This is a genomic window from Exiguobacterium sp. N4-1P (genome assembly GCF_002214325.1).
This window is the reverse complement of record NZ_CP022236.1, coordinates 926,769-951,030: the sequence shown is the minus strand read 5'-3', so window position 1 is coordinate 951,030 and position 24,262 is coordinate 926,769. Positions and strand designations below refer to the sequence as shown.

Below are 24,262 nucleotides of genomic sequence, written 5' to 3'. Positions count from 1 at the left end.
CTCGGCTAGCGGGACTTGTTTTATAGAGGAGACTTTTTTTAAAGGTTTAATGTATTTGTTTTTTTCGCTCAAACCGATTCACAAATTGTGTCCGGAGCGTCTTCGGTAACGAAGTATAGCGATACAGATAACGAAACGTGACGGCACTCGTCACCATGAGCATATACCCCGTCGCTAATACGAGTAACCACGCAACACATCCTAAAAAGAGACCCGCTTCAAAGTAAAGTTGTGACATCAATGCCCCTTCAGCGGACGTGATGAGCATCGCTGCCGGAAAAATTGCTGCAGCCAGTAAATAAAAGCCCGCATAGCGTCCACGAACAGTGTGTTTTAACAATAGAATACTGCCAAACAGTAAACAACAACTCGACATAAGTAACAATAAGACGACATATGGTAGTGACACGGATGAACTAAGCATCTTTTTTCACTCCAATCGAATCAGGTTAATGTTCTTTACCCGCCTTTCGGTCGATTGAGTGCAAAATCCGTAAAAAAGTCGGATGAAGTAATAAAATAAAGCAAACATTTCCGATTCCATGTACTAAATCAAATACCCCGCCTGTGACGACAAGTGTCAAAAAAGCTTCTCGTGAAAATGCTGTAAAAATTAAAAAGCCGAGGTTGCTGATCCAGCCATACAAAAATCCGGCGAGAAGCCCGTAACAGGCTAACAGCCATTTCGATTTCAATAGCGGTACGAGTCCGACGAGACTGATTGCCATGTAAGCAAGCGCTTGAAATAAAACGAACGGTCCGCTCCCTAAGAATAAACTCGACAGGACGACGACCAACAAACCCGCGACTGCACCGACGACCGGACTGACGTAGACGGCAAGTAACAGAACGAGTGCCGTGGCCGGTTGAATGTTCGGCAGACTCGAAAAAAGAATCCGTCCGACAATCGCCGCCGCAGTGACGAGCGCGATGAAGCGTAACATCGCTTCTGACAGCGATCGACGCTCAAAACGGATAAACAGAATCAAAATGGACAGAGAAGCGAGGAGAATCAGTCCCATCCATATAACCTACTTTGTTCTAAAAAAGTAGCCGCCGGACCATCAAACGCAATTTCACCTTGAACGAGATAAAGGACACGTGTCGCGTGACGGATTAAAAAGTCGTCATGCGTCGCCATCACGACTAACTTCATTGGTTGTTCGACGAGTGTTTCGACGAATCGCTGCCGTTGTGCGTCCGTTAATCCTGCTGTCGGTTCGTCAAAATAATAAGCATCGTCGCTCCAGTCAAGCCGTTCCAACAATTGCTGTTTTTGTGAAGCGAACGTGCCCGATCGACTGTCAACTTGAGGCGCAAGGGCCGGATGCGCAGGCAAGTAATTCTTTCGCCCGCGTCGTTTCACTTTTCCATACAAGGGACGCTCAACGCCGAGTAAGAGCCGTAGCAACGTCGACTTCCCACTCCCGTTGGCACCGACGAGCACCACTCGTTCCCCTGCCGCTAAACTGAGGCGGGATACGTCTAACGCATAGCGCGTCTGCATCGGATAACGATGTTCGACGGCCCGCATCTCATCATAGATGTCTCCTTGAGTTGCTTGCTCGAACACAATCTGTTCTAAATCCGCTTGATCGGTGACTGAATAATAGATACGACATGTAAAACGACGTTCCATCTCACTCAGCAAATCGACCAATCGCCGTTTTCGCACGTGATCTAAAAACAGGAAGGGATTGTCTAAGAAAAGACTTGGCGGTAACGAAGCGAGCGCATATCCAACTGAAACGAGTTGCTGCTCTCCGGATGATAACTCACTTACCTCTCGCTCAAAGAACGGTTCTAGTCCGAGGAGTGTCGTAAGTTCTCCCGCGACAAACAGACTTGTTGTCGCTAGTAAATCACGGACTCGCCCATGTAGCAGTCGTTCCGGATAGATGATGGGCTGTCCCGCTTCGGCCGCGAGACGCTCAAGCTGTCCGGTCGCTTTGCTGTCGTTTGAAATAATCGTTGGCATCACGAAAAGCTCCTTTCGAACAGAGTAAAATCATCGGCAATACGACTGCACCAACATAAGCATACGAGGTCAACAACAGACTGCTGACACTAAGCAAAATCACACCCGTCCGAATGTCACGCAGCGTTAGTTTTCGAAGTCTGCTCGGTACGGCGTCAATCGGTAATAAATGATACATCGCCATTCGTTCTAACTGCTCCGATAATGAATGATGCCGATGGCTCATCTTCACTTCCGGCCATGTCCGGAGCAAAGACGGAATTAGTGCAAGCACGAGCCCGGTTAGTCGCGTCAGTCGTGGTAACATCCGAAACAAAGGTCCCATCTGTTCGAGACGAACAAGCGTGAACACGAGTTGACTTGACGTGAGAAATAAGGTGATTTGTACGCTGACCGCCAGAATCCCAATCACATCAATCGATGCGCCATAGAGAAATGGAACCATCATCATCAATGTATAGAGTAGCGGTAACATGAGATAACGAAAGACCTCGAACTGACGAATGGTAATGAAAAAGATGAGATGGACGAGCGCGAGCATTCCTATATGATCCTGCAAGACGAACGGGACCGATAGCATCACCATCAAAAAAAGAGCAACATTCAATGGATGAAGTCGCTCCCGTTCTGTCTTACTGAAAATAAGCCATTGCATCTTTTTCAAATCGCCATTCAAGGCGATCTCCGTCTTGAAGTTCGTAACTTCCCGCTCCGACCTCACCCGGTTTTTCATTGACGCCGAATACCCAGCCGCTGCTTGCTCCAGCTGACTTTTCTCGAACTCCCTCGACGGCTGTGACATAAACCATCTCACCTTTTCCTGTTTTGACGACATCTAACTTCGTTTCTTCGAGCGCATCCAGCGCCGTCTCTTCTTGATCAAAACACATTGCTTCCTCAAACAACGTCTTGTCCTTTGCATGGTTGACGACCGAGACGTCAACCTTCACGTCGCAGGCCTCTGTTTTCGAACTCTTAGGCTCCGCTTCCTCAGAACACCCTGCTAAGATAAGTAAACTTCCCGCTAATATCCACTGTTTCATCGAACGACTCCCTTTCGCCTTGATGTCTCAAAGCTGTAATTGTACAACAAAATCTTTTTCTCACGAAGGGATTGTCCGTCCGCCCGCAAATAGGTCAAGCGAATTGCGTTCGCGAGGACGTCTTCTCCTGTATTGACATAAGGGATCAACTCCCCTTGATCATCAATTAATAACACGGTCGCATCTTGTAGACTAAACGTTTCATAAAGACCATCCATATCCATCTCGACATACGGTGTCTTTGATTCATGTAATATTTGTTTAATCGACAGCTGGCGTAACGTATCAAACGAACGAGACGCATCAATCAGTTTCTGGTAATACGATTCGAGCGATCGTTCCAGCACTTCTTCACGTGGTCGATACGTGATTGTGCCTGTGATTTCTTGATATGAAATGTCATAGCGGACGAACCGCTTCGGGCTTTTAGCAATCACTTCGAACGTCGCATTCCGCAAATTGCCACCCTGGTCAAATAATAGTTCGCTTTGCTCGAGCCGTAACGACTCATCTCCGACCCGCTTCTCAATTTGGTTCAACAAGTGATTGAACGACTGATCCGTAATCATCACTCGCCCAATCTGTTGTGTTTCTTCACGGACTGTAAACGTATCAAACGGACCGGCGAATAATTGCAATAAAAAAAATAAAAATCCGAACAAGGCCATATACCGTTTGTAGCGTGAGTTTTTTTGCGGATGAAGCACGATTAAAAATAGAATGATTCCAAGTGGTAACTGAATATCATAGACTGGAAATGAAACGGAACCTAAGCAGGCATAAAAGACAAGTTTCATGTAGAGATAACGTTCTTTTTCCGTCCTTTTTTCTAGTAAGAATGCGAGTAGGACGGCTGCTAATAAAAAGAGTGCCCACCGAATCAATACGTCCATCACTTACGCCTTCACTTGGACGGATTGATGATCCACCATGAGATACGATTCAGGGAATACTTCCCGTGCTTCACGTTCTAAGTGATCCTCTTGCTCGACATAACGGGCTGAGACATGTGTCAATAATAATTTTTTCGCTTCCGCTTGTTTTGCAATTCCCGCCGCCTGACGTGCTGTCGAGTGTCCGAAACGTCCCGCATGTTCTGTTTCGGTATCGGCGAACGTCGCCTCATGAATCAACACATCGACTCCCCGCGCTAAGCGGATGCTCGCTTCGCAAGGTGTCGTATCGCCTAAGACGGCCAACTTCACGCCTGGTTTCGGTTGCCCTAAAAAATCTGCTGACTCGTAAAGCGTTCCCTCAAACTCGAACGAATCGCTTTGTTTAATTTGTTTATAGAGTGGACCGGACGGAATACCGTGCTCCTTTAAGCGATCGACGAGCAACATCCCTTTTTCTTGATGCCCTTCGATCCGGTACCCATACGCTAAAAAACGATGCTCAAGTGCGGCGACCGTAATCGTAAAACCTTCATGTTCGTACGTTTGACCCGCTTCGACTTCAATCACGTCTAGCGGATAGCGTAAATATGTCCCTGTGACACGAAGTGTCGCATCGAGCCATTCCTGTAACCCCTTCGGTCCATAAATCGTCAATCGTGTCGTTCCTTCAAGCGCTGCCCGCGTACTGATGAAACCGGGCAAACCAAAAATATGATCCCCGTGAAGATGAGTGATGAAAATCGTGCTGACTTTTCGTGGTTTAATCGGACTGTATAAGATTTGGTGTTGCGTCGCCTCACCACAATCAAACAACCACGTCATCTTCGGGTGCATCAAGGCGATTGACGACACGTTGCGTTGTTTTGAAGGCATACCTGCTCCTGTACCTAAAAAATAAAATTCCATCTTTTTCCCCTTTTCGTAAAATTAGCATTTTTCATACACAAAATACATCTTTCACACAATGAATCATGGTAAACTGTACCCATACTGATTCGAAAGGTGGTTTTTTCCATGACCAAAATCGAACGGACCTATGCACGAATCGTACACGAAGCCCGGATGCTGAACGAGAACTATCGGCAAAAGTACGGCAAGTCGATTCAGATTCAAGAAATCGCGACGACCTTATTATGTACTGAAGAATTTGTTCTTGAGTCAATGGAGTTCGTCGAACGTCCTCAATTAACTTAATCGTAAACGAACAAAGAGTGTACCGCAATATAGCGGTACACTCTTTTCATTATCTTCTCACTTATTTGTGATGTAATCGACGAGCGTAACACATAGTTCTGCCGTCTTGACGAGTTCTTCGATCGGCATTCTTTCATTCGTCGTATGGATGTCTTCGTATCCGACTGCTAAGTTGACTGTCGGAATACCGAAACCAGCGATGACGTTCGCATCTGAACCGCCACCTGAATGAAGTAAACGTGGTGTCCGCCCAAGTTGCGCAATTGCAGCTTTCGCAACTTCGACGACTTGATCTCCGTCTTCGAACTTGAAGCCAGGATACATGACTTTGACTTCGACTTCAGCACGTCCGCCGAGTTCAGCGGCTGCTTCTTCAAAGGCAGCTTTCATTTTTTCTGTCTGGGCTTCCATCTTCGGTGCAACGAGTGAACGTGCTTCTGCGAAGATTTCTACATAATCGCAGACGATGTTCGTCGATGGACCACCACCACTGAATCGGCCGACATTTGCTGTCGTCTCTTCATCAATTCGACCAAGCGGCATTTTCGCGATGGCTTTTGCAGCAATCGTAATGGCAGAAACACCTTTTTCAGGCGCAACCCCAGCATGTGCCGTTTTGCCATAGATTTTAGCATTCACTTTCGCTTGTGTCGGGGCAGCCGTGATGATATCGCCCACTTTACCGTCTGAATCAAGGGCAAACCCATAGTCTGCATCGATTTTTGATGGATCGAGGACCATCGCCCCGACAAGACCTGATTCTTCGCCAACTGTGATGACGAATTGAATCTGTCCGTGCGGTTGCTTCGTTTCATTCAAGACGTGGACCAGCTCGATGATTGATGCAAGACCCGCTTTATCATCTGCCCCGAGGATTGTCGTACCATCCGTTTTGACATACCCATCCTCGATGATCGGTTTAATCCCTTGTCCCGGGAATACCGTATCCATATGTGACGTGAAATAAATTTTATCGACCCCGTCTTTTGTTGCTGGAAGTGTGACGATTAAGTTATTTCCTTTATGTTCCGTTTTCGATGATGCATCATCTTCAAAGACGTCACATCCGAGTTCTGTGAACGTTTTTTTCAAATGGGCACAAATTTGTGCCTCTTCTTTTGATTCTGAATCGATTTGGACTAACTCTAAAAATGTATCAAGTACACGTTTCTCATTGACCATGCTAGATTCCTCCTCATGTAAGTACTATTCGACTAGCGCTTTTTCAGTATACCATCAACTGACTGATTTGCACTTCAGAAGGGTTGTTTGTACAATAACAGTAATTACGTTTGCATTTTAGAAAGGAGTTGCACCTGTCATGTCACGCCCATCCAAACAACAACGTCTCATCAAGTGGACGACGATTGCGATCTTAGCAATCTTCTTACTTGGTACTTTTGCCTCGACGATGTTTTATTTCTTCTGATCTCGCGACGAAACGCTGCTTTAATTGTAAATATTGCTCCGTTTCTTGCAACATGTGCAACAGCGCGGACCGGACTTCGAACTCTTCACGTGTCGTCGGTAACGGCGAAGCACGGAAGGTCGCGAGTAAGTCCGCCAGTTCTTGTAAAAATAAACTTGCGTCGGCCTCCGGACGGACATTGTCACCAATCGTCCGAAACAGGTCGGCGACTTTTTTGCCTTCTTCGACGATTAACACCAAATCATCAACATTACGGACGATTCCGCGGAGCAGTTCGAACTGTTGCTCCCGCATCCGGAAATAGCTGTAGTCCTCGTCATCATTTCGACGACCGATGGCATTGCCCATCCGTTTTAACGAAGCGTCCTTTCCTTCCCGCAACAAGCGTTCCGTTTCTTCGAGCGTCAGCGAATGATGATTGATCCGCCCCGTCTCGATCGCCGCGGCGACTTCAAAGAACAAAGCAGCAATCCGTTTATCGATTTGCTGACGGCGCTCCGTGATGACACGGTCAAGGCTCGGCATATACATATTGACGAGTAATCCGACACCGACGCCAATCAAAATCAAGTAGACTTCATTTAAAAAAATCGCAAGGTTGAGTTGTCGTGCCGTGTAAAGATGCGTCAAGATGACGACACTCGTAATAAAACCGTCCTGTAGACGGAGGCGTTGCGTCAACGGAAGGAATATAATGAAATAAAGTGCTAAAGCAACTGGCCGATAACCGATGATTTCGAAAATCAGAAAACCGATTCCGATGGCAAGAATCGACGCCATGATGCGTTCGTACGATGAACGAATTGATTTTTTCCGCGTCGCTTGAATACTCAAGATGGCGATGATGGCGGCGAAAACATAGTAGTCGAGTTGCATCTGCTCTGCAATCCACATCGCAAGTGCGGCTGCGACGGCCGTTTTTAAAGTCCGATATCCAATGAACATCGAGTTCCCCCCTATTCTTTGTTAGACTACCTATCCTTTACCCAAGTTGTCTATCGATTTTTTGAAGGACGTGATTTTTTGAGTACACGCACGATTCGTCCCGGCCGTCCCGCAAAAAAAGCGGGATCCCTGAAAGGACTGTTATTTTTCTTTTTGCTCGGGATCGTTCTATTCTATTTGTTGAAGGACGATCCACCGTCCGTCTTAAAACCGGCTGCTCCGTACATCGCTGAAAAATATCAAGAAGGTCAAGTCGCGACGGAACAAGAATTCGATACGTTCAGCGAAGCGAAAACCTACCTTGGTGACGACCGTGGTGCCGTTAAACGAACCGAGGATGACCGTTATCTCTACTTGACTGGTCCCGGTATCGGGATCGTCGACGAAGGTGGTACGCTCAACATCTATCAAGACGAATCGTTAAAAAAACGGTTGACATATGTCGCGTCCGGTAGCCGTTTAACACTGCGCGACTTCGGTCCAGACGTCAGTCGGATTGAAATTGCCGGTGTCCGCGGCTTCGTTGCGTCGGATCGGTTGACCTTGTATCCCCTTGAACGATCGACGAACCGATCGTTTTACGAACGAACGGGTGATACGTTACGTCACTACATCGTCGCGAACGCCGGACTCGGCGGCTGGATTACCGTCGGACGTGCCCCAAAAGACATTTCGAAGCGGACGACCGACTATGTCGAAGTGACGACATTGACGAAAGATTTACGGAAACCGACTCCTTTGTCCGCAAAAGAGCTTGATGCCTTCATCAAAAACAATGCGCCCGATAGTCCGTTGATCGGTACTGGGAAGACGTTCAAAAAAGTCGAGCGTGATTTTGATATCAATGCCGCCTATCTCCTCGCTCATGCGATTCATGAATCAAATTACGGTCGGTCGACGATTGCCCGTGAAAAATTCAATCTGTTTGGCGTCAATGCGACGGATATTGCACCTGGTCAAAATGCAACGGCTTATAAATCGCTTGACGACTCGATTCGAAAAACGGGTCAGTTTATCGCCCGCGACTACCTCGCGACGGATGGTAAGTACCACCGTGGACCGTTCCTCGGAAATAAAGCAAAAGGAATGAACGTTTTTTATGCATCGGATCCTTACTGGAGCGAAAAAATCGCTGGTATCCTGTACAAAATGGACGCCTTCTAATTCCGAGATATGATACACTAATGGGCGAGACATTAACCATTGAGGAGTGATTCAGCATGGAAAAAGTATTGATTTTTGGTCATAAAAATCCGGATACGGATACGATTACGTCAGCAATCGCGTACGCTGAACTGAAGAAAGCATTAGGTGTGAATGCCGAAGCGATACGTTTAGGCGAAATCAATGATGAAACACAATTCGCACTCGATCAATTTAAAATCGCTGCACCGCGTCTTGTTACGGCAGTCGCTGCCGAAGCATCACACGTCATTCTCGTCGACCACAACGAACGTCAACAAAGTGCCGACGACATCGCTGACGTCACGGTCACAGAAGTCATCGATCACCACCGGATTGCGAACTTTGAGACATCAGATCCGATCTACTACCGCGCTGAGCCCGTCGGTTGTACGGCAACGATTTTGAACAAACTTTATAAAGAACATGGTGTCGCGATCAAACCGGAAATCGCAGGTTTGATGTTATCGGCAATCGTTTCCGATTCATTGTTGTTCAAGTCACCGACATGTACGGAAGAAGACATCGTCGCTGCACGTGAACTTGCAGAAATCGCCGGTGTCGATGCAAACGTCTACGGTTTGAACATGCTCAAAGCAGGTGCTGACTTATCGAAAAAATCAATCACAGAATTGATTTCACTTGACGCAAAAGAGTTTTCGATGGGCGCACACAAAGTCGAGATTGCTCAGGTCAATACGGTCGATACAGCTGAAGTGTTACTTCGTCAAGCTGAGCTTGAAGAGCAAATCAATACGATCATTCTCGAAAAAGAACTCGATCTGTTCGTGTTCCTCGTGACTGACATCTTAACAAATAATTCAGTTGCGCTCGTACTCGGACAACAAGCACCACTCGTCGAACAAGCTTATGGAATTGAAGCAACCAACCACCTCGTTTACCTCGAAGGTGTCGTTTCACGGAAGAAACAAGTTGTTCCAATCCTGACAGATACTGCCGTTAGTTCAAAATAATCGACTACAAAAAAGAAGGAGTTCACTCCTTCTTTTTTGAATACTAATAATGAATGGTTGTTCATTCAGACTAAAGGGGGAGAAGTTAATGGCACAAACGATCATGGTGACAGGCGGTACGAGCGGTATGGGGAAAGCAATGGCACTCGCCTTAAAAGAAGCCGGCTGGAACGTCGTCGTCACAGGACGTGACTTGGAACGGTTACAACAAACGGATCATGAACTAAAGCAGATTGAGGGGGAGCATCTGACCATTCAAATGGATGTTCGTGATACCGATGCCTGTATCGCGGCTGTCAATCAAGCACGGGAAACGTTCGGTCGCTTAGAGGCACTCGTGAACAATGCGGCCGGAAATTTCATCTGTCCGACGGATGAGCTGTCTCCGAACGGATGGAAGACGGTCATCGACATTGTCCTCAATGGGACATTCAATTGTTCACACGCGCTTGTCAAAGGCTGGCAAGAAGATGACGTCAAAGGTGGACAGATTTTAAACATCGTCGCTTCTTACGCGTGGCAAGCTGGAGCCGGTGTCGCTCCGAGTGCTGCCGCAAAAGCCGGAGTCTTGAATTTGACGCGGACGCTTGCCGTCGAGTGGGGGTATAAGTATCATGCCCGCATCAATGCGATCAGTCCGGGGCCGATCGAACGGACGGGTGGTGCCGATAAACTGGCGATGTCACCGGAACACGCGGAACGAATTCGTCGCAATGTACCACTCGGACGGTTCGGGACACCGGAAGAAATCGCTGGACTCGCCGTCTGGATGGTCTCCGATCAAGCAAGCTACTTAAATGGAGAATGCATCGCACTGGACGGCGGTCACTGGCTGAACAAACAACCGTTCTGACTATCACAATCACCTTCCAAAGCGGGAGGTGATTTTTTCATTTCGTTTCTCCTCTAAAAATTAACTATGTTTATAAATCATTATCGAAAGGAAAAAAGAACAATGGAATAAGGGAGGAATCAGTTATGTGGATGGCTTTAGGTTGGGGCGCACTCGCCGGGGGCGCAGTCGTCATCGGAGCATTGATTGGTTTATTTTTACCGATGAAGCAACGGTACATCGGATATGTCATGTCATTCGGTACGGGGATCTTGATTGGGGCAGCGACGTTCGAACTGCTCGACGAAGCCTTGAATAAATCAACGACGTTCATCGTCGCTATCTCGTTCATCGTCGGTTCTCTCGTCTTTACAGGATTTGATTTTTTTGTTTCTTCGCGAGGTGCGAGTAAACGGAAACGTTCAGGCGGCGGAAACGAAGGGACCGGCACCGCCATCTTTTTCGGAACGATTTTAGATGCGATTCCGGAATCGATCATGATTGGGGCAAGCTTATTGTCGGGGAATGTCAGTGCGGCACTCGTTGCGGCGATTTTCGTCAGCAATATTCCGGAAGGTCTCTCGAGTACGACCGGACTTCAAAAAGACGGATTTTCGAAGAAAAAAATCTTAATCATGTGGGGTGTCGTCTGGTTGATTTCTGCCCTCGCCTCGCTCGCCGGCTATTCCGTGCTTGCTAACCTACCCGATATGCAATTTGCGATGATCGGCGCCTTCGCAAGCGGTGGCATCATCGCGATGCTCGCTTCGACGATGATGCCGGAGGCGCATGAGGAAGGTGGCACGATCGTCGGACTACTCGCCTCACTCGGTCTCATCACTGCCATCATCCTTAGCTGAAGCTCGGTGATTTTAAAAGAGCTTGACGATAAGGACCGAGCTAGAAAGTGCCGGTGAATCCGCATCATTTACGGATTCACCGGCACTTTTTGCGCACAGGACGGAACTATCGGAACAGAGAGCGCGGACGGATTGAGTCTTGAATCAACTCTTGTGTTCGTTTTTCACAACTCCCACTCCGTCTGAAAACGTTCCAAAAATTCAACCATGAACGCATGCCGTTCCTCTGCGATGCCTTTTGCCGTTTCGGTATTCATCAAATCCTTTAACAAAAGTAACTTCTCATAAAAATGATTGATTGTGCTCGAAGGACTCGTCCGGTCTCCCGGCTTGCGTGGTCTTAAACCGGGTACATGCATCGGTGCTTGGGTCAATGCTCCATACTGGAAGGTCCGGGCGACCCCGATGGCACCGATTGCATCTAACCGATCTGCGTCCTGGACGATTTTCCCTTCCAGCGTCTCAAGTGGTGGACGGTCCCCCCCTTTAAATGACATCCCATCAATGATTTGAAGGATTTTCTGTTTCCGAGTGTCTGAGACTTTCCCGGATAAAAACGCATCGACGGAAGAAAGTGTTCCGCCGAGTTTCTCGTCCGCGACATCATGCAGGAGTGCCGCCAGTTCAATCGTCAGCAAATCCCCGCCTTCCGTCGCAGCAATCTGTAAAGCCATCTTCCGGACCCGTTCGATATGGGCATAGTCATGTCCTGAAAAATCCGTCGCGTGAAAGGCACAGACGAACTGTTCCGTTTCGTTAATCATAAAAATCCTCCCACTCCGTCTGCAACAATCCGTAAAGCAACATGTCATGCCGCTTACCATCCCGTTTTAAAAATTGCCGGTACGTGCCTTCGTGGACGAAGCCGAGTCGTTCGTATAATGCAATCGCACGCTCATTATAGGCAAAGACCGTCAACTGGATCCGCTCGAGGTTGAGCTCATAAAAGGCGTATCGCAGTAATAGCTGTAATGCTTTTCGCCCATACCCTTTCCCGGTTTCACTTGGGTCGATTCCAATCATCAACCAAGCCGTCCCGTTCGACCATAAGATATCTTCGAGGGAGACGATACCAATCAGACGCTCGGCATCCGTCCGACGAACGGCGAACCGAAACGTCTCATGGGCATCACTCGCAAGCATCCCGTTGATTTTTTCATCTGACAAGAAGCGATATGGTGTCGCACTCAAGTTTCGTGCAAACGTCGCATCGTCAAGAAAGCCCCGATAGACGTCCGTATCTGCCGCTTGGAAACGTGTCAGCCGGATGCCTTTCCCCTCTAGTAACTTCACTTCATTCATCCTCCTCAAAAAACGCCACCCCTTTGATGAAAGAGATGGCGGTTATGTGTTATAAGACTTTTTCCAAGAATTTTTTCGCACGATCCGTTTTTGGATGATCAAACAACTCGACCGGTGTTCCTTCTTCCATCAAAATGCCTTCGTCGAGGAACAGGACACGGTCGGCGACTTCTTTTGCGAAGCCCATCTCGTGCGTGACGATGACCATCGTCATCCCACTTTCCGCGAGTTGCTTCATGACATCGAGGACTTCATTGACCATTTCCGGGTCGAGTGCTGATGTTGGTTCATCGAACAACATGACGTTCGGCTCCATCGCGAGGGCACGCGCGATCGCAACACGTTGCTTTTGACCACCGGATAGCTGGTTCGGGAAATTATCCCGTTTTTCAGCGAGACCCACGCGTTCAAGTAATACTTCGCCACGTTTGATTGCGTCCTCTTTTGATAAACCGAGGACATTGATTGGGGCATAAATTAAGTTATCGAGCACTGACTTATGAGGGAACAGGTTAAACTGTTGAAACACCATCCCGATGTTTTGACGCGCTTTCGCGATATTCGCTTTCGGTTTTGTCAATTCGAAGCCGTCGACATTAATCATTCCACCTGTCGGTTGCTCCAAAAGGTTGATACAACGTAAGAACGTCGACTTCCCTGAACCCGACGGTCCGATAACTGCGACGACTTCCCCACGGCCGACTGTCGTCGTGATGCCTTTTAATACTTCTAACTTTCCGAACTGTTTGTACAGATCGGTGACTTGAATCATAGGTTCCATCTGATTACCCACTCTTTCTCATAGCTTTTTCGACTTGTTGACCAATCAAGGACAATCCCATGACAAGGACGAAATAGACGAGTCCCGCAAATAACAAGGGTTCGAAGTACAATGCTTTTTCTCCACCGACGACTTGCGCTCGGCGCATAATATCGAGAACACCGACTGTCGAGACGAGTGCCGACTCTTTTGTTAACGTAATCATTTCATTCATGATGGCTGGTAAAATGTTTTTGAACGCTTGCGGTAAGATGATTGACCGCAATTGTTTCATGTATGGGATACCGAGTGCATCCGCTGCTTCCCATTGTCCACGATCGACTGCTTGAATTCCTGCCCGGATGATTTCCGAGATGTAAGCACCCGAGTTTAATGAAAAGGCGATGACAGCGGATTGATAGCCTGTCGTGACGTAACCTGTCAGTTGCGGTAAACCGAAGTGAATGATTGCCAGTTGCAAAATCAAGGGTGTTCCACGAAAGACTGCCGTATACGCGTGTCCAATGAAGCGAATGAATTTGCTTTTCGTAATTTTAAGGGCTGCCACGATGATTCCGATCAACATCCCTGCGACGGCAGCGACGAGCACGACTTGGAACAGAACTGGAATCCCTTGCAGAATATATGGGATTGAATCTTGAATCTTTGTAAAGTCTATCATAACCAAACTCCTAACGTCGCGCAAAAGGGATGGGTTTACCCCCACCCCTATGTGCTTCTCTTATTTTGCTTCTTTTTGGAACCATTCTTCTGCAAGTTTGTCGATTTCACCCGCATCGATCATCTTTTTCAACTCTTTGTTGAACTCGTCACGCATCTTGTCGCCTTTTTTGAAAGCGGCGGCTGAACCCGTCGGTCCGTCTTCTTTAATTTCATACGTTTTTAACGATTCGTCTTGATCCATGTATTTGACCGCTACAGCATCTTCGATGATGAGCGCATCAATCCGACCCGTATTGAGTTCTTGAATGATTTCCGGAATTTTATTCAACGAGACGGCTTCGCTGTCTTTATAACGATCTTTTGCAATGCCTTCTTGAATCGATCCAAGTTGGACGCCGATTTTTTTACCTTTCAGTTCATCTTCCGAACTAATCGCTTCGTCTTTTGTCATGACGAGGTTCTTTGATTCGAAGTAAACATCTGTGAAATCAGCGTTTTTCTTCCGCTCGTCTGTCGGTGTCATTCCTGCCATGACAAAATCAACCCGACCTGAGCTGAGTGCTCCGAGTAAGCTACCGAACTCCATGTCTTCAATTTTCAAATCATAACCGAGGTTTTTTGTAACTTCTTTTGCGATTGCGACATCAAATCCAACGATGTCGTCCCCTTTCGCCGTATCGATGTATTCAAACGGGAAGTAATCTGCTGACGTTCCCATCGTTAATACTTTACTGTCATCACTTGAACCGCCTGATGAATCATCTGATGCACCACATGCTGCCATCGTAAGTGCGAGAATGCCTGCCATTGCCGTTGCTACTAATTTTTTCATGAATAAATTCCCCTTCCAACGCTCAATTGTCAGAACTTTAACAATAGTATGACTTATGTTTTTTTCTAATTCAATACTAAATAGCTCTGATCCGATTTATTACTTTTAGGATATACGAATATTTATTCATTGTAAAGTATAATTATCTCGTAATAATGCATAAATCGATTCTTTTTATACAAAACATGAGTAAATAACCACTTTTGAATCCGCTTACATTTTTTATTGCTATCCTCGGATTTTAATCATGGGTACTTTCTAACTCGAAAAAGGGGATGCTATTGATTCGATTCGTCTTTCTTTTTTCATTGCTCTTTCAATAAGTCGGCCTCTGCTTCAGGGGGACTGCTAAAAAAACATCTCTTTCGCGCACACTCACTTTCACGACAAATTAAAACCGTGTTTCAATTAAGAAACACGGCTCTAGACTGTAGTCAAAGTGCTATTGGGCGATAAAAGCGTTTTTTTCGTTGCTTTCCTCGGGCGAGGCGCAAGCCGTTGCTCCTTGGTCCTAATGGACAACGAGCAGGGTCTTGCCTGCCTCTGAAAGTGCGTTAAAAACGCACTTTTTCCCGTAGGAGTCAACGAAACGTGACGCTCTTTAGGAAATACCGTGAAGGAAATCCAGACATGCAGACGGTTTAGAGCGCAATCTGTCTTGAATCGCTTTAGAACCGCGAAAAGCGAATGGATCGCACCTAGATGTCGCATGTTCACTCTTCATAAGCGTTTGTATACATGCTGGAGCCGTGTTTCAATTAAGAAACACGGCTCCAGTTGATTCACTTATGCGTAAATTTCAATCAATGACTCTAATTTTTCAACAACTTCTTCTGCAGTAAACGATTCGATGTCGAAACGTTCAACCATCGAAAGAATGTTGCCATCTTGCATCAAAGCGAATGATGGTGATGAAGGTGGATACCCTTCAAAGTACTCGCGTGCCCGGTCCGTTGCTTCACGGTCTTGTCCCGCAAACACCGTTACGAAATGATCTGGCTTCACGCCTTCCATTCGATTGACGTAAGCAGCTGCCGGGCGAGCAATCCCACCTGCACATCCACATACTGAGTTGACAAGGACAAGTGTCAATCCTTCACGCTTCATCGCGTCATCGACGCTTTCAGCTGTCGTTAATTCTTCAAAACCAGCAGCTGCCGCTTCTTTACGTGCTGTCTGGACGACGTCTTCAAAATACATTTGGAAATCCATCGGTCTAATTCCTCCCTTATTCGTTCTCTTCCTTATTGTACGAGTTTAGATGAAATCTGTCCAAGTCTGCCGCTTAATTCTTGCGCCAAATATGGTTTCGCATGTAGTAGATCACGGAAGGCGACGTAACGGTCAATTTTTTCTTCCGACGGCTGACGGTCATTTTTATACGCACGAATCAAGACATTTTTTGGTGTATGCTCTAAATCAATGAATTCAAGCAATTGTGTCTCGTAACCGACGAGCGTCAAGATTTCGGCACGGATCGAATCCGTCGCAAGCGAAGCGAACTTCTCTTGAATCAGCCCGTGTTGCAACATGACGTCGAGTGGTGAACAGTCGAGTTGACGATTGAGTTCTTTTTGACAACACGGGACACTTAAGATGACAGACGCATTCCAATCAACGGCGCGGGCAAGTGCAACATCCGTTGCGACGTCACAGGCATGAAGCGTCACCATTAAGTCAACCTCTGTATCTTCGTTATAATCATGGACGTCCCCGACACGAAACTCGAGATTCGTATAGTCGAGATCGCGCGCAATCGCTGTACATTCTTCGATGACTTCTTTTTTGAGATCAAGTCCGGTCACTTTCAAGTCGAAGCCTTTGACGACACTTAAATAATGATACAAGGCAAACGTCAAGTACGATTTTCCACAACCGAAATCAAGAATCCGTAACGTTCGGTCTGTCGGTAACGCGGAAATACTATCTTCGACGAACTCTAGGAACCGATTGATTTGTTTAAATTTATCGTACTTTTGCCGTTTGACTTGTCCGTCTTCCGTCATGACACCGAGTCGGACTAAAAACGGAACGACGACACCATCTTCAAGGAGATGACTTTTTTTACGGTTATGTGACAGTTCTGCTTGCAGGGGTGACTGTTGCGTTGTTTTTAACGATACTTTCATTTTTTTGGATAACTGGAACTGAACTTCTTCCGTCTCGAAACGGAATAAAAATTGACGGAATTCCTCCATCAATCCGTCGAGTCGTTCTAAAAATTCATCAACCGACAAATTTTCGTGTTTAATTATCCGTTCATATTGAAACTCTAACTGGATTGCATACGTATCTTTCAATAGAATCGGTTTTAGTTTGATTCTTCGAAGATCATTCGACTTTTGGCGCGGACCACTAATCGTTGCATGCACGAGAGCAGCAGCCTCGAGCTTTTGAGTGAGTAATTCTTTTACTTGGTGTAATTCCACTGTAGTCCCGTCCTTTTCTGATTGTTCTTTCGAAACTGTAGCAAATTCCACCCTATTCGACAAGTAAGGTAGCTTCATCATTAAAGGAGGAACGAACGATGTTCAAAAAACTTTTATCACAAATCGGAATCGGTGCCGCCACAGTCGATACACGACTCGACAGCGAACGCTGTGAGCCAGGCGGACAGATTCACGGAACCGTCCATATTAAAGGCGGCAATGTCGACCAAGAAATCGATCGGATTTATTTAGCGTTTAATACACAATATAAAGAAGAAGTCAGGGACAGCACGACATTTACGACGTTCACACTCGATCGTTTTTCGCTAAACGAAGCCGCCTTTACGATTGAAGCAGGTGTCGAACGCGAAATTCCGTTTACGCTTCAAGTACCATTCAATACGCCGCTCTCGGTCAGTCAATCGAAGTCATGGATTGAAACGGGTCTCGATATCGCCCAGGCGGTCGATCCGTCAGACCGGGACGCCATCATCGTCCAAGCCAATGACCTCCAATCCGTTATCTTAGAAGCGATGGAAGAACTTGGCTTCCGACTCAAGAAAGCGGACACGGAAAAACTTCCCGGGCGTTACCGGAAGGATTTACCGATCGCCCAGGAACTCGAGTATTCGGCACGCAATACGTACTTCGCCCATAAACTCGATGAAGTCGAACTCATCATGCTCCAAGACCGTACCGGCATCGACATCGTCTTGCAAATCGACCGTCGTGCCCACGACTTAGGTTCGCTCTTCAGTGAGATGGCGGGTGCGGATGAGACGATGACGAAGCTATCCTTATCGAACCACGATTTGATGGACCGAAACGCCGTCAAACAACAATTAAACGATTTGATTGAACGGTACAGCTGATTTCCTTACCAGAATTTTCATCATGCCTGTAATCCACCAACAAAAAAACCTGAGCGATTGCCATGACTTTCTTTACGAAAGCTGAAAATTGCTCAGGTTTTGTGCAGTCTGCCGTCTGATCGCGCTGATCAACAGCGGCTAAAGCTGTACTTATCGTTTCGTTACTTTTGGTTGACGCGTAACTTGTGTAAAGAGACGTTCAAACGTTTCTTCCGTCCAGCCCATTTCCCAAAACATCAATTCGTAATAACAGCTTCTGACGAAATGGTGTTTCATCCGTTCCCGTTCTGCTTCAGTCGCTTGCGCCGCCAAAGCATCCAGCCGGTCGACCTGTTCAAAGACGACCCGTTCGAACCATTCCGAGCTGTATGTTGCAATCCACTGTTGATAAATCGGTGACGCCGGTGACTTCGTCAACAGTTGTTGTCCGACTTCATAATAAAGCCAGTAACACGGTAAAATCGCTGCAATCGTTTCCCCGAGTGTCCCCTCGCTCGCATGATGCATATGTGAGACATAGGCATACGCAGTCGGTGCCGGTTCGAACGCTGCTAAATCCGCTTCCGTAATAGCGAGCGGTTCAAAAAACGATTGATGGAGTGATAGCTCAGCCGCATAGGTCGATGTCGCATGTTCCGCGAGTTCCGCGATCGTCGCAAAATCCGTTGCCTTTGAGGCGGCCCGGGCTTGAATTTTTGCGAAATGTTTTAAGTAATACGCATCCTGCATGACATAATGTCGAAATTTTTCGAGCGGTAACGTCCCGTCACCAATGCCTGTGACGAATGGATGGGAAAAACTGCTGTCCCAATATGTTTTTGCGGCTTGCCGAATTTCTTGACTGAATTTCAACCTAATTCCCCCTTTTGTTGAATCAAAAAACGCCACACCCTACGAACAGGGCATGACGTGAAGAGACAACAAGAGAGATATTCACGCCACTTCCCTCCGTAAGTCCAAACTTAATCAGGTTCAAAGGGTCCGAACGTCTTCGTCGTCTCAGTCGGCCTACCGACTCCCCTAGTGGTCATTATTTAATTCCTCTTCACTATATCATTTTTTCAGTCACATGATCAGGATTTTAAATGAAATGTAGTATAGGATTAGGGACACGAGGTGGGCGGTTCATTCCGCCTCAAGACCGATTCCGTTCTGGAAGACGTCACTTACAATGAAATTAGCACCTGATACTACCTACTATACTCGGAGGATTTATACTATGAATAAAGCAACAAAAATCATGACCACGACGCTTTTAGCGACAAGTTTACTTCTACCGACTGCTGCTTCAGCAGAGCAAGTCGTCGATAAAACAATCATCACGCTTGGTGAATCGCTCGGGGCAAAGGATAAAGCCTGGGTACTCGCCCGATTGAATGCGCCGGAAGGCATTACGCCCGTCATCGCCACGGCAGCGGATGAAGAAAAATATTTAGGGAAAAACGTTCCCCAATCGCAACTCGGCGGCAATATGTACTCTTCCGCAAAAATCGAACTCGCTGAAAAAGGCGACGGTTTATCTGTCGCGACCGAAAACATTACCTGGGTAACAAAAGACATGTACTTGAACGCGCTCGTCACTGCAGGCGTAACGGACGCCGACATCACAATCACTTCCCCTTATAAAGTCACCGGGACCTCTGCTTTGACGGGGATCATGAAAGCATACGATCAAACGTCGGCTGAGACCGGCATTAAATTGACGGATGAACGAAAAGATTTAGCCCAACAAGAGTTATCGGTCACTTCCGATGTCGGAAAAACGGTCGGGACGGACAAAGTCGCCGAACTGATGAATGAAATCAAAGCAGAGATCGCCAAACAAAAGCCGGAAACCAAAGTCGATATCGAGAATGTCATCATCCAAGTCATTCAAAATAACAACATCCAGTTGTCGGACGCCCAAATGGAGCGGTTGACGTCATTGTTCAGTCAAATGGAGAAAGCTGACTTGAACTGGGGACAAATCGAGACCGGATTAAAGGGTGCCGGGCAAGATATCCACGCGTTCGCGACCTCCGAAGAAACGAAAGGATTTTTTGCAAAACTGTTTGACGGCTTAAGTAAGTTCTTTAACTCGATTTCCGGACTGTTCAAGTAACTGAAAACGATTTCATTTTCAGTTCAAAACATGGTAAACTAACTTTATCGAAACGAAAAGGTGGTGTAAAAGATGGGTTTTGCTGCGTGTAAGCAATGGTTGATGGAACAACTTTATCTGTTGCGCGCGATTTTTCATGAAATGGCGTTCTAAAGGACGAGTCTGCCCTTTTCTTAGGAACATCCATCTGAAAAATAAAGCAAAGCGCACCTTTTACGGTAAACGGAGAGCGCTATTTGCGTTCTCCGTTTTTTGATGCGCATGAAAGGAAGTTACTGATCATGATTTGCGACATCCAACACCTGACAAAACAATTTGGGGGAGCATCCGTCTTAACCGATGTCTCGCTCTATCTTAAACAAGCTGACCGCATCGGATTGATCGGTCGAAACGGAACCGGAAAAACCACGTTACTGCGTTTAATCGCGCAACTCGAAACAGCGGACAGCGGAACCCTTTATCTTAAAAAAGGACTTTCCATCGGTTATTTGGCTCAAATTCCACAGTTCGCAGAAGAATTGACGGGCCTTGATGTTCTCTGGACCGCATTTGCCCAAATCGTCGCCTTACGGACGACGATGCATCAGCTTGAGCAACAAATGGCAAGTGCTGACCACCTGGACGATGTGCTAAATGAGTATACGCGTGTGACCGAACAATTCGAACAACAGGACGGTTACCTGCTCGACTCGAAAATCCAGCGCATGATTAACGGACTCCACCTCGATGCCTTGCTGACACGTCCCTTTTCTCAATTAAGTGGTGGCGAACAAACGAAAATCTGCCTCGGCCGGATGCTGCTGGTGGAACCAGACTTGTTGATTCTCGACGAACCGACGAATCACCTCGATCTCGCAGCAATCGAATGGCTCGAACAATTTTTAAACAGTTATCCGGGCGCTGTCATCATCGTCTCGCATGATCGCGTGTTTCTTGACGCAAGTGTCAACTTGATCGCTGAACTTGAAGATGGTGAACTGACAATCTACCCAGGAAATTATTCGGCGTACACGGTCGCGAAAGAACGCCTGCTCCTCGAACAATTCCACGCCTACACGGAACAACAAAAGAAAATCAAACAGATGAAGGATGCGATTCGGCGCTTGCGCCAGTGGGCAAATGAATCCTCTCCGCCAAGCGAAAAACTGTTCCGAAAAGCAAAAGCCATGGAACGGGCACTCGAACGGATTGAGCGACTCAAACGGCCACTCCTGGAAAAAGCGGTGCCTGACATCCGCTTTTCGTCGCAAGGGCAACTCAGTCAAATCGTTTACCGTCTTGAGGATGTCACGCTTTCCGTCGCCGGCCGGAAGTTGTTCGCGTCGCTCGATTTCGAAGCCGCGGCACGTGACCGGATTGGAATCGTCGGTGCGAACGGAAGTGGGAAAACGACGTTATTACGTGTCTTACTTGGACAACTCCAGCCGACGAACGGACGTGTCACGCGTGGTCCGTCAAATCAGGTCGGATTTTTATCGCAACACGTCGATATGCCGGGTGAAGAGCGACTGATCGATTACTTCCGCTCACACGTTTCGGCGGACGAAGGAACAGCTCGCTCCCTGTTGGCCCGTTTCCTCTTTTTCGGTCCACGTGTCTTCTTACCGATTACTGCGTTAAGCGGCGGGGAAAAGATGCGCTTGATGCTCGCGATTCTTGTCCATTCGCCGCTTAATGTCCTGATTCTTGACGAACCGACGAATCACCTCGACATTGAATCCCGCGAGGCGCTTGAAGAAGCACTCGAGCACTTTGACGGAACGCTGATTGCCGTATCGCACGACCGTTATTTCTTGAACCGACTCTTCTCGAAAACCTATTGGCTAGATGACACGACAGAAATCTTTCACGGTTCTTACCAATATGCTGCCGAAAAACGACATGCCCGGTCAATCGTCGAATCAGCGGCACCCACGCCCCGCGCTACCCGGACGCCGGTAGCCGGGAAACATCCGGCTTTAAATGCAGGCGAACTCGAACAGCAGATTCAACAGCTAGAGGATGAGGTGGCTTTACTCGATACATCACTCGCGGCGACACATGATTATGAAGTCCTCACGACATTATTCTCAGAACGAGAACAACTCGTTAGTCAAATTGATGACTTCTATGAAAAATTGTTGGCAGTCGATCACTAATCAAAAAACGCATCATTTCACCACCGCTGCTTCATTAAATGCGGTGGTTTTTTAAATTAAAAATGCTTTGATGACGATCTGTTTTTCTGAACCCGAAAAAATATATTTTAAATATTTTAAAAGAAAGTTTCGAAAAAAAGCTTGCAAGTTGTCTGAAAATTCGTATAATTCAACTTATAGCTATTATCAGTTTTTAGCAAAAACACTTTGGGAGGAACTATCACATGGATGCATTTCAACAAGCTGTACAATCGGGCGTCGATTTCGCCAACAACATCTTATGGTCTTATATCTTAATCGCCGCTTTAATCGGAGTCGGCATCTACTTCACCATTAAAACGAAGTTCATCCAATTCCGTTACTTGAAAGAGATGTTCCGTGTCACACTCGATAAAAATGAAAAGACAACAGATGATGAAGGTCAGAGTATTACATCCCTTCAATCATTCTTCATCGGTGCCGCGACTCGAATCGGTACAGGGAATTTGGCCGGTGTTACGATCGCTGTTACACTTGGTGGACCCGGAGCGGTCTTCTGGATGTGGATGGTCGCCCTCCTTGGTGGAGCAACAGCCCTTATTGAAAGTACGCTTGCTCAAGTGTATAAAGTACGTGATACAGGCAATAACGCTTACCGCGGTGGTCCTGCTTACTACATCGCAAAAGGATTGAACAACCGCGTCCTCGGAATCATTTTTGCAATCTTAATCGCCGTCACATTTGGTCTTATTTTTAACTCGGTTCAATCGAACACGATTGCCGCTGCTTTTGACAACGCCTTTGGAATCGACAAAATGATCGTCGGTGGGATCTTAGTCGTTCTTACAGGTCTCGTCATCTTCGGTGGTGTCCACCGTGTCGCGAAAGTTTCAGCAATCGTTGTACCAATCATGGCGTCACTCTACTTGATTGCTGCCATCTTTGTTGTCATCACGAACATCACTGAACTTCCAGGGGTTTTCGCAATGATCTTTAAGAGTGCATTCGGTATCGACCAGGCTGTTGGTGGATCTGTCGGTGCTGCAATCTCGCTCGGTGTTAAACGTGGTCTCTTCTCGAACGAAGCCGGTATGGGTTCTGCTCCGAACGCTGCTGCTGCCGCTGAAGTTTCTCACCCAGCAAAACAAGGATTCTTACAAACACTTGGTGTTTTCCTTGATACGTTGATCGTCTGTACAGCAACAGCGACAATCATCTTACTCAGTGACAGCTACGCTGCCGGTAATGGTGAAGGTATCGCCATGTTACAAAATGCGCTTTCTGAGCAACTCGGTGCCGTCGCACCAGCCTTTATCGCAATCAGTGTCTTCTTGTTCGCTTTCAGTTCAATTGTCGGTAGCTACTACTACGGTGAAACGAACATTGAATTCATCAAGAAAAGTAAATCAACTGTCTTTGGCTTCCGAATTGCTACGATGGCATTCGTCTTCATCGGATCGCTCCTCAGCCTCGGAATGGTTTGGAGTTTCGCCGACCTCTTCATGGCCGGTATGACATTAATCAACTTAACAGCCATCTCGCTCTTAGGTGGAGTCGCAATCAAAGTCATCAATGACTACCAAAACCAACGTAAGCAAGGTCTTGATCCTGTCTTCTCTGCTAAAGCATTAGGTATCGAAAATACCGAATGTTGGGACGATGAAGAAGAAGCGCGTCCAGCTGCTGGTGAAGCACCACCTGTCGCACGACGGTAAACATTTCTTTTCTACTAAAAACCTTGGAGGCGCGTGTAATCGCCTCCAAGGTTTTTTTGCTGCGCTAGGATTATCTTGGTCGTGAGTTGGGAAAATAGGAACAGAGAGTCACTAAGG

The 24,262-nt window shown here is 46.9% G+C and carries 26 protein-coding genes and 1 riboswitch; of the genes, 9 read left to right on the top strand and 17 right to left on the bottom strand.

The features are described 5' to 3' along the window. Nucleotides 1–46: 46 nt before the first annotated feature. From A0126_RS04845 to rnz, 7 genes are read right to left on the bottom strand one after another with little or no spacing between them, the layout of a single operon-like run. The gene (locus tag A0126_RS04845; RefSeq protein ID WP_088836655.1) at nt 47–424 is read right to left on the bottom strand and encodes a hypothetical protein; all 378 of its coding nucleotides are present in this window, start codon (nt 422–424) and stop codon (nt 47–49) included. A 25-nt stretch (nt 425–449) separates the two neighbouring features. Then, nucleotides 450–1,022, bottom strand: coding sequence for an ECF transporter S component (locus tag A0126_RS04840; RefSeq protein WP_088836654.1), 573 nt, complete (start codon nt 1,020–1,022; stop codon nt 450–452). After that, the gene (locus tag A0126_RS04835; protein WP_088836653.1) at nt 1,013–1,978 is read right to left on the bottom strand and encodes an ATP-binding cassette domain-containing protein; all 966 of its coding nucleotides are present in this window, start codon (nt 1,976–1,978) and stop codon (nt 1,013–1,015) included. Before A0126_RS04835 ends, A0126_RS04840 begins: the two co-directional genes overlap by 10 nt. After that, nucleotides 1,932–2,633 carry a hypothetical protein gene (locus A0126_RS04830; RefSeq protein WP_088836652.1) on the bottom strand — a complete coding sequence of 234 codons (702 nt, stop codon included), beginning with the start codon at nt 2,631–2,633 and terminating at the stop codon, nt 1,932–1,934. The genes A0126_RS04835 and A0126_RS04830 overlap by 47 nt, the downstream gene beginning before the upstream one ends. Beyond that, nucleotides 2,611–3,021 (bottom strand): DUF4430 domain-containing protein, encoded by a 411-nt coding sequence (locus tag A0126_RS04825; RefSeq protein WP_088836651.1) that lies wholly within the window; start codon nt 3,019–3,021, stop codon nt 2,611–2,613. Before A0126_RS04825 ends, A0126_RS04830 begins: the two co-directional genes overlap by 23 nt. Further along, a complete protein-coding gene (locus A0126_RS04820; RefSeq protein ID WP_088836650.1) occupies nt 3,018–3,914 on the bottom strand; it encodes a hypothetical protein in 897 nt (298 codons plus the stop codon). Before A0126_RS04820 ends, A0126_RS04825 begins: the two co-directional genes overlap by 4 nt. Nucleotides 3,915–3,917: 3 nt before the next feature. Further along, nucleotides 3,918–4,823, bottom strand: a complete 906-nt coding sequence (gene rnz / locus A0126_RS04815) for a ribonuclease Z (RefSeq protein WP_088836649.1) — start codon at nt 4,821–4,823, stop codon at nt 3,918–3,920. Nucleotides 4,824–4,931: 108 nt separating this feature from the next. Between rnz and A0126_RS04810 the strand changes: the two genes are divergently transcribed. Further along, entirely contained in the window at nt 4,932–5,111 is a 180-nt protein-coding gene (locus A0126_RS04810; RefSeq protein ID WP_029333114.1) for a hypothetical protein, read from the top strand. 57 nt (nt 5,112–5,168) lie between these two features. Here A0126_RS04810 and A0126_RS04805 read toward each other — a convergent pair whose 3' ends face one another. Continuing rightward, nucleotides 5,169–6,293 (bottom strand): M20/M25/M40 family metallo-hydrolase, encoded by a 1,125-nt coding sequence (locus A0126_RS04805; RefSeq protein WP_088836648.1) that lies wholly within the window; start codon nt 6,291–6,293, stop codon nt 5,169–5,171. 205 nt (nt 6,294–6,498) lie between these two features. After that, the gene (locus tag A0126_RS04800; RefSeq protein WP_088836647.1) at nt 6,499–7,485 is read right to left on the bottom strand and encodes an aromatic acid exporter family protein; all 987 of its coding nucleotides are present in this window, start codon (nt 7,483–7,485) and stop codon (nt 6,499–6,501) included. Nucleotides 7,486–7,563: 78 nt separating this feature from the next. Here A0126_RS04800 and A0126_RS04795 point away from each other — a divergent pair, with 78 nt between their 5' ends. From A0126_RS04795 to A0126_RS04780, 4 genes are all read left to right on the top strand, one after another. Then, on the top strand, nt 7,564–8,649 hold the full coding sequence (locus A0126_RS04795; protein ID WP_088836646.1) for an N-acetylglucosaminidase: 1,086 nt from the start codon (nt 7,564–7,566) through the stop codon (nt 8,647–8,649). Between the two features lie 56 nt (nt 8,650–8,705). Further along, the gene (locus tag A0126_RS04790; protein ID WP_029333110.1) at nt 8,706–9,641 is read left to right on the top strand and encodes a manganese-dependent inorganic pyrophosphatase; all 936 of its coding nucleotides are present in this window, start codon (nt 8,706–8,708) and stop codon (nt 9,639–9,641) included. Nucleotides 9,642–9,729: 88 nt separating this feature from the next. Then, nucleotides 9,730–10,494, top strand: coding sequence for a 2,4-dienoyl-CoA reductase (fadH, locus tag A0126_RS04785; RefSeq protein ID WP_088836645.1), 765 nt, complete (start codon nt 9,730–9,732; stop codon nt 10,492–10,494). Between the two features lie 125 nt (nt 10,495–10,619). Continuing rightward, nucleotides 10,620–11,333, top strand: coding sequence for a ZIP family metal transporter (locus A0126_RS04780; protein ID WP_088836644.1), 714 nt, complete (start codon nt 10,620–10,622; stop codon nt 11,331–11,333). Between the two features lie 164 nt (nt 11,334–11,497). On the opposite strand, the gene A0126_RS04775 is transcribed toward A0126_RS04780, so the two are convergent. From A0126_RS04775 to A0126_RS04745, 7 genes are all read right to left on the bottom strand, one after another. Then, nucleotides 11,498–12,097, bottom strand: coding sequence for an HD domain-containing protein (locus A0126_RS04775; RefSeq protein ID WP_088836643.1), 600 nt, complete (start codon nt 12,095–12,097; stop codon nt 11,498–11,500). Further along, complete coding sequence (locus tag A0126_RS04770; protein WP_239456859.1) at nt 12,090–12,626, bottom strand: GNAT family N-acetyltransferase; 537 nt, start codon at nt 12,624–12,626, stop codon at nt 12,090–12,092. Before A0126_RS04770 ends, A0126_RS04775 begins: the two co-directional genes overlap by 8 nt. Before the next feature lie 58 nt (nt 12,627–12,684). After that, on the bottom strand, nt 12,685–13,407 hold the full coding sequence (locus A0126_RS04765) for an amino acid ABC transporter ATP-binding protein (protein WP_088838454.1): 723 nt from the start codon (nt 13,405–13,407) through the stop codon (nt 12,685–12,687). Between the two features lie 13 nt (nt 13,408–13,420). Further along, nucleotides 13,421–14,077 (bottom strand): amino acid ABC transporter permease, encoded by a 657-nt coding sequence (locus A0126_RS04760; protein ID WP_088836641.1) that lies wholly within the window; start codon nt 14,075–14,077, stop codon nt 13,421–13,423. Between the two features lie 60 nt (nt 14,078–14,137). Continuing rightward, the gene (locus tag A0126_RS04755; RefSeq protein ID WP_088836640.1) at nt 14,138–14,911 is read right to left on the bottom strand and encodes a transporter substrate-binding domain-containing protein; all 774 of its coding nucleotides are present in this window, start codon (nt 14,909–14,911) and stop codon (nt 14,138–14,140) included. Between the two features lie 786 nt (nt 14,912–15,697). After that, nucleotides 15,698–16,123, bottom strand: a complete 426-nt coding sequence (locus tag A0126_RS04750; protein ID WP_029333102.1) for a BrxA/BrxB family bacilliredoxin — start codon at nt 16,121–16,123, stop codon at nt 15,698–15,700. 32 nt (nt 16,124–16,155) lie between these two features. Further along, nucleotides 16,156–17,340 carry a class I SAM-dependent methyltransferase gene (locus A0126_RS04745; RefSeq protein WP_088836639.1) on the bottom strand — a complete coding sequence of 395 codons (1,185 nt, stop codon included), beginning with the start codon at nt 17,338–17,340 and terminating at the stop codon, nt 16,156–16,158. A 98-nt stretch (nt 17,341–17,438) separates the two neighbouring features. Between A0126_RS04745 and A0126_RS04740 the strand changes: the two genes are divergently transcribed. Continuing rightward, entirely contained in the window at nt 17,439–18,212 is a 774-nt protein-coding gene (locus tag A0126_RS04740) for a sporulation protein (protein ID WP_088836638.1), read from the top strand. A gap of 150 nt (nt 18,213–18,362) precedes the next feature. Here A0126_RS04740 and tenA read toward each other — a convergent pair whose 3' ends face one another. Beyond that, the gene (gene tenA, locus A0126_RS04735; protein ID WP_088836637.1) at nt 18,363–19,064 is read right to left on the bottom strand and encodes a thiaminase II; all 702 of its coding nucleotides are present in this window, start codon (nt 19,062–19,064) and stop codon (nt 18,363–18,365) included. A gap of 74 nt (nt 19,065–19,138) precedes the next feature. Beyond that, a riboswitch (TPP riboswitch) is annotated at nt 19,139–19,244 on the bottom strand. Between the two features lie 187 nt (nt 19,245–19,431). Here tenA and A0126_RS04730 point away from each other — a divergent pair. From A0126_RS04730 to A0126_RS04720, 3 genes are all read left to right on the top strand, one after another. Beyond that, on the top strand, nt 19,432–20,313 hold the full coding sequence (locus tag A0126_RS04730) for a DUF1002 domain-containing protein (RefSeq protein WP_088836636.1): 882 nt from the start codon (nt 19,432–19,434) through the stop codon (nt 20,311–20,313). Between the two features lie 281 nt (nt 20,314–20,594). After that, a complete protein-coding gene (gene abc-f, locus A0126_RS04725) occupies nt 20,595–22,451 on the top strand; it encodes a ribosomal protection-like ABC-F family protein (protein ID WP_239456857.1) in 1,857 nt (618 codons plus the stop codon). A gap of 224 nt (nt 22,452–22,675) precedes the next feature. Beyond that, entirely contained in the window at nt 22,676–24,145 is a 1,470-nt protein-coding gene (locus tag A0126_RS04720) for an alanine/glycine:cation symporter family protein (RefSeq protein ID WP_029333096.1), read from the top strand. Nucleotides 24,146–24,262: the final 117 nt, after the last annotated feature.

What these genes read in the sequence shown, in the direction of transcription:
- A0126_RS04775 (WP_088836643.1), bottom strand. Translation starts at nt 12,097, where the DNA reads ATGATTAACGAAACGGAACAGTTCGTCTGTGCCTTTCACGCGACGGAT.
- A0126_RS04835 (WP_088836653.1), bottom strand. Translation starts at nt 1,978, where the DNA reads ATGCCAACGATTATTTCAAACGACAGCAAAGCGACCGGACAGCTTGAG.
- A0126_RS04800 (WP_088836647.1), bottom strand. Translation starts at nt 7,485, where the DNA reads ATGTTCATTGGATATCGGACTTTAAAAACGGCCGTCGCAGCCGCACTT.
- A0126_RS04760 (WP_088836641.1), bottom strand. Translation starts at nt 14,077, where the DNA reads ATGATAGACTTTACAAAGATTCAAGATTCAATCCCATATATTCTGCAA.
- A0126_RS04840 (WP_088836654.1), bottom strand. Translation starts at nt 1,022, where the DNA reads ATGGGACTGATTCTCCTCGCTTCTCTGTCCATTTTGATTCTGTTTATC.
- A0126_RS04845 (WP_088836655.1), bottom strand. Translation starts at nt 424, where the DNA reads ATGCTTAGTTCATCCGTGTCACTACCATATGTCGTCTTATTGTTACTT.
- A0126_RS04820 (WP_088836650.1), bottom strand. Translation starts at nt 3,914, where the DNA reads ATGGACGTATTGATTCGGTGGGCACTCTTTTTATTAGCAGCCGTCCTA.
- A0126_RS04755 (WP_088836640.1), bottom strand. Translation starts at nt 14,911, where the DNA reads ATGAAAAAATTAGTAGCAACGGCAATGGCAGGCATTCTCGCACTTACG.
- abc-f (WP_239456857.1), top strand. Translation starts at nt 20,595, where the DNA reads ATGATTTGCGACATCCAACACCTGACAAAACAATTTGGGGGAGCATCC.
- A0126_RS04790 (WP_029333110.1), top strand. Translation starts at nt 8,706, where the DNA reads ATGGAAAAAGTATTGATTTTTGGTCATAAAAATCCGGATACGGATACG.
- A0126_RS04805 (WP_088836648.1), bottom strand. Translation starts at nt 6,293, where the DNA reads ATGGTCAATGAGAAACGTGTACTTGATACATTTTTAGAGTTAGTCCAA.
- A0126_RS04720 (WP_029333096.1), top strand. Translation starts at nt 22,676, where the DNA reads ATGGATGCATTTCAACAAGCTGTACAATCGGGCGTCGATTTCGCCAAC.
- A0126_RS04825 (WP_088836651.1), bottom strand. Translation starts at nt 3,021, where the DNA reads ATGAAACAGTGGATATTAGCGGGAAGTTTACTTATCTTAGCAGGGTGT.
- A0126_RS04730 (WP_088836636.1), top strand. Translation starts at nt 19,432, where the DNA reads ATGAATAAAGCAACAAAAATCATGACCACGACGCTTTTAGCGACAAGT.
- fadH (WP_088836645.1), top strand. Translation starts at nt 9,730, where the DNA reads ATGGCACAAACGATCATGGTGACAGGCGGTACGAGCGGTATGGGGAAA.
- A0126_RS04765 (WP_088838454.1), bottom strand. Translation starts at nt 13,407, where the DNA reads ATGATTCAAGTCACCGATCTGTACAAACAGTTCGGAAAGTTAGAAGTA.
- A0126_RS04780 (WP_088836644.1), top strand. Translation starts at nt 10,620, where the DNA reads ATGTGGATGGCTTTAGGTTGGGGCGCACTCGCCGGGGGCGCAGTCGTC.
- rnz (WP_088836649.1), bottom strand. Translation starts at nt 4,823, where the DNA reads ATGGAATTTTATTTTTTAGGTACAGGAGCAGGTATGCCTTCAAAACAA.
- A0126_RS04810 (WP_029333114.1), top strand. Translation starts at nt 4,932, where the DNA reads ATGACCAAAATCGAACGGACCTATGCACGAATCGTACACGAAGCCCGG.
- A0126_RS04740 (WP_088836638.1), top strand. Translation starts at nt 17,439, where the DNA reads ATGTTCAAAAAACTTTTATCACAAATCGGAATCGGTGCCGCCACAGTC.
- A0126_RS04830 (WP_088836652.1), bottom strand. Translation starts at nt 2,633, where the DNA reads ATGCAATGGCTTATTTTCAGTAAGACAGAACGGGAGCGACTTCATCCA.
- A0126_RS04750 (WP_029333102.1), bottom strand. Translation starts at nt 16,123, where the DNA reads ATGGATTTCCAAATGTATTTTGAAGACGTCGTCCAGACAGCACGTAAA.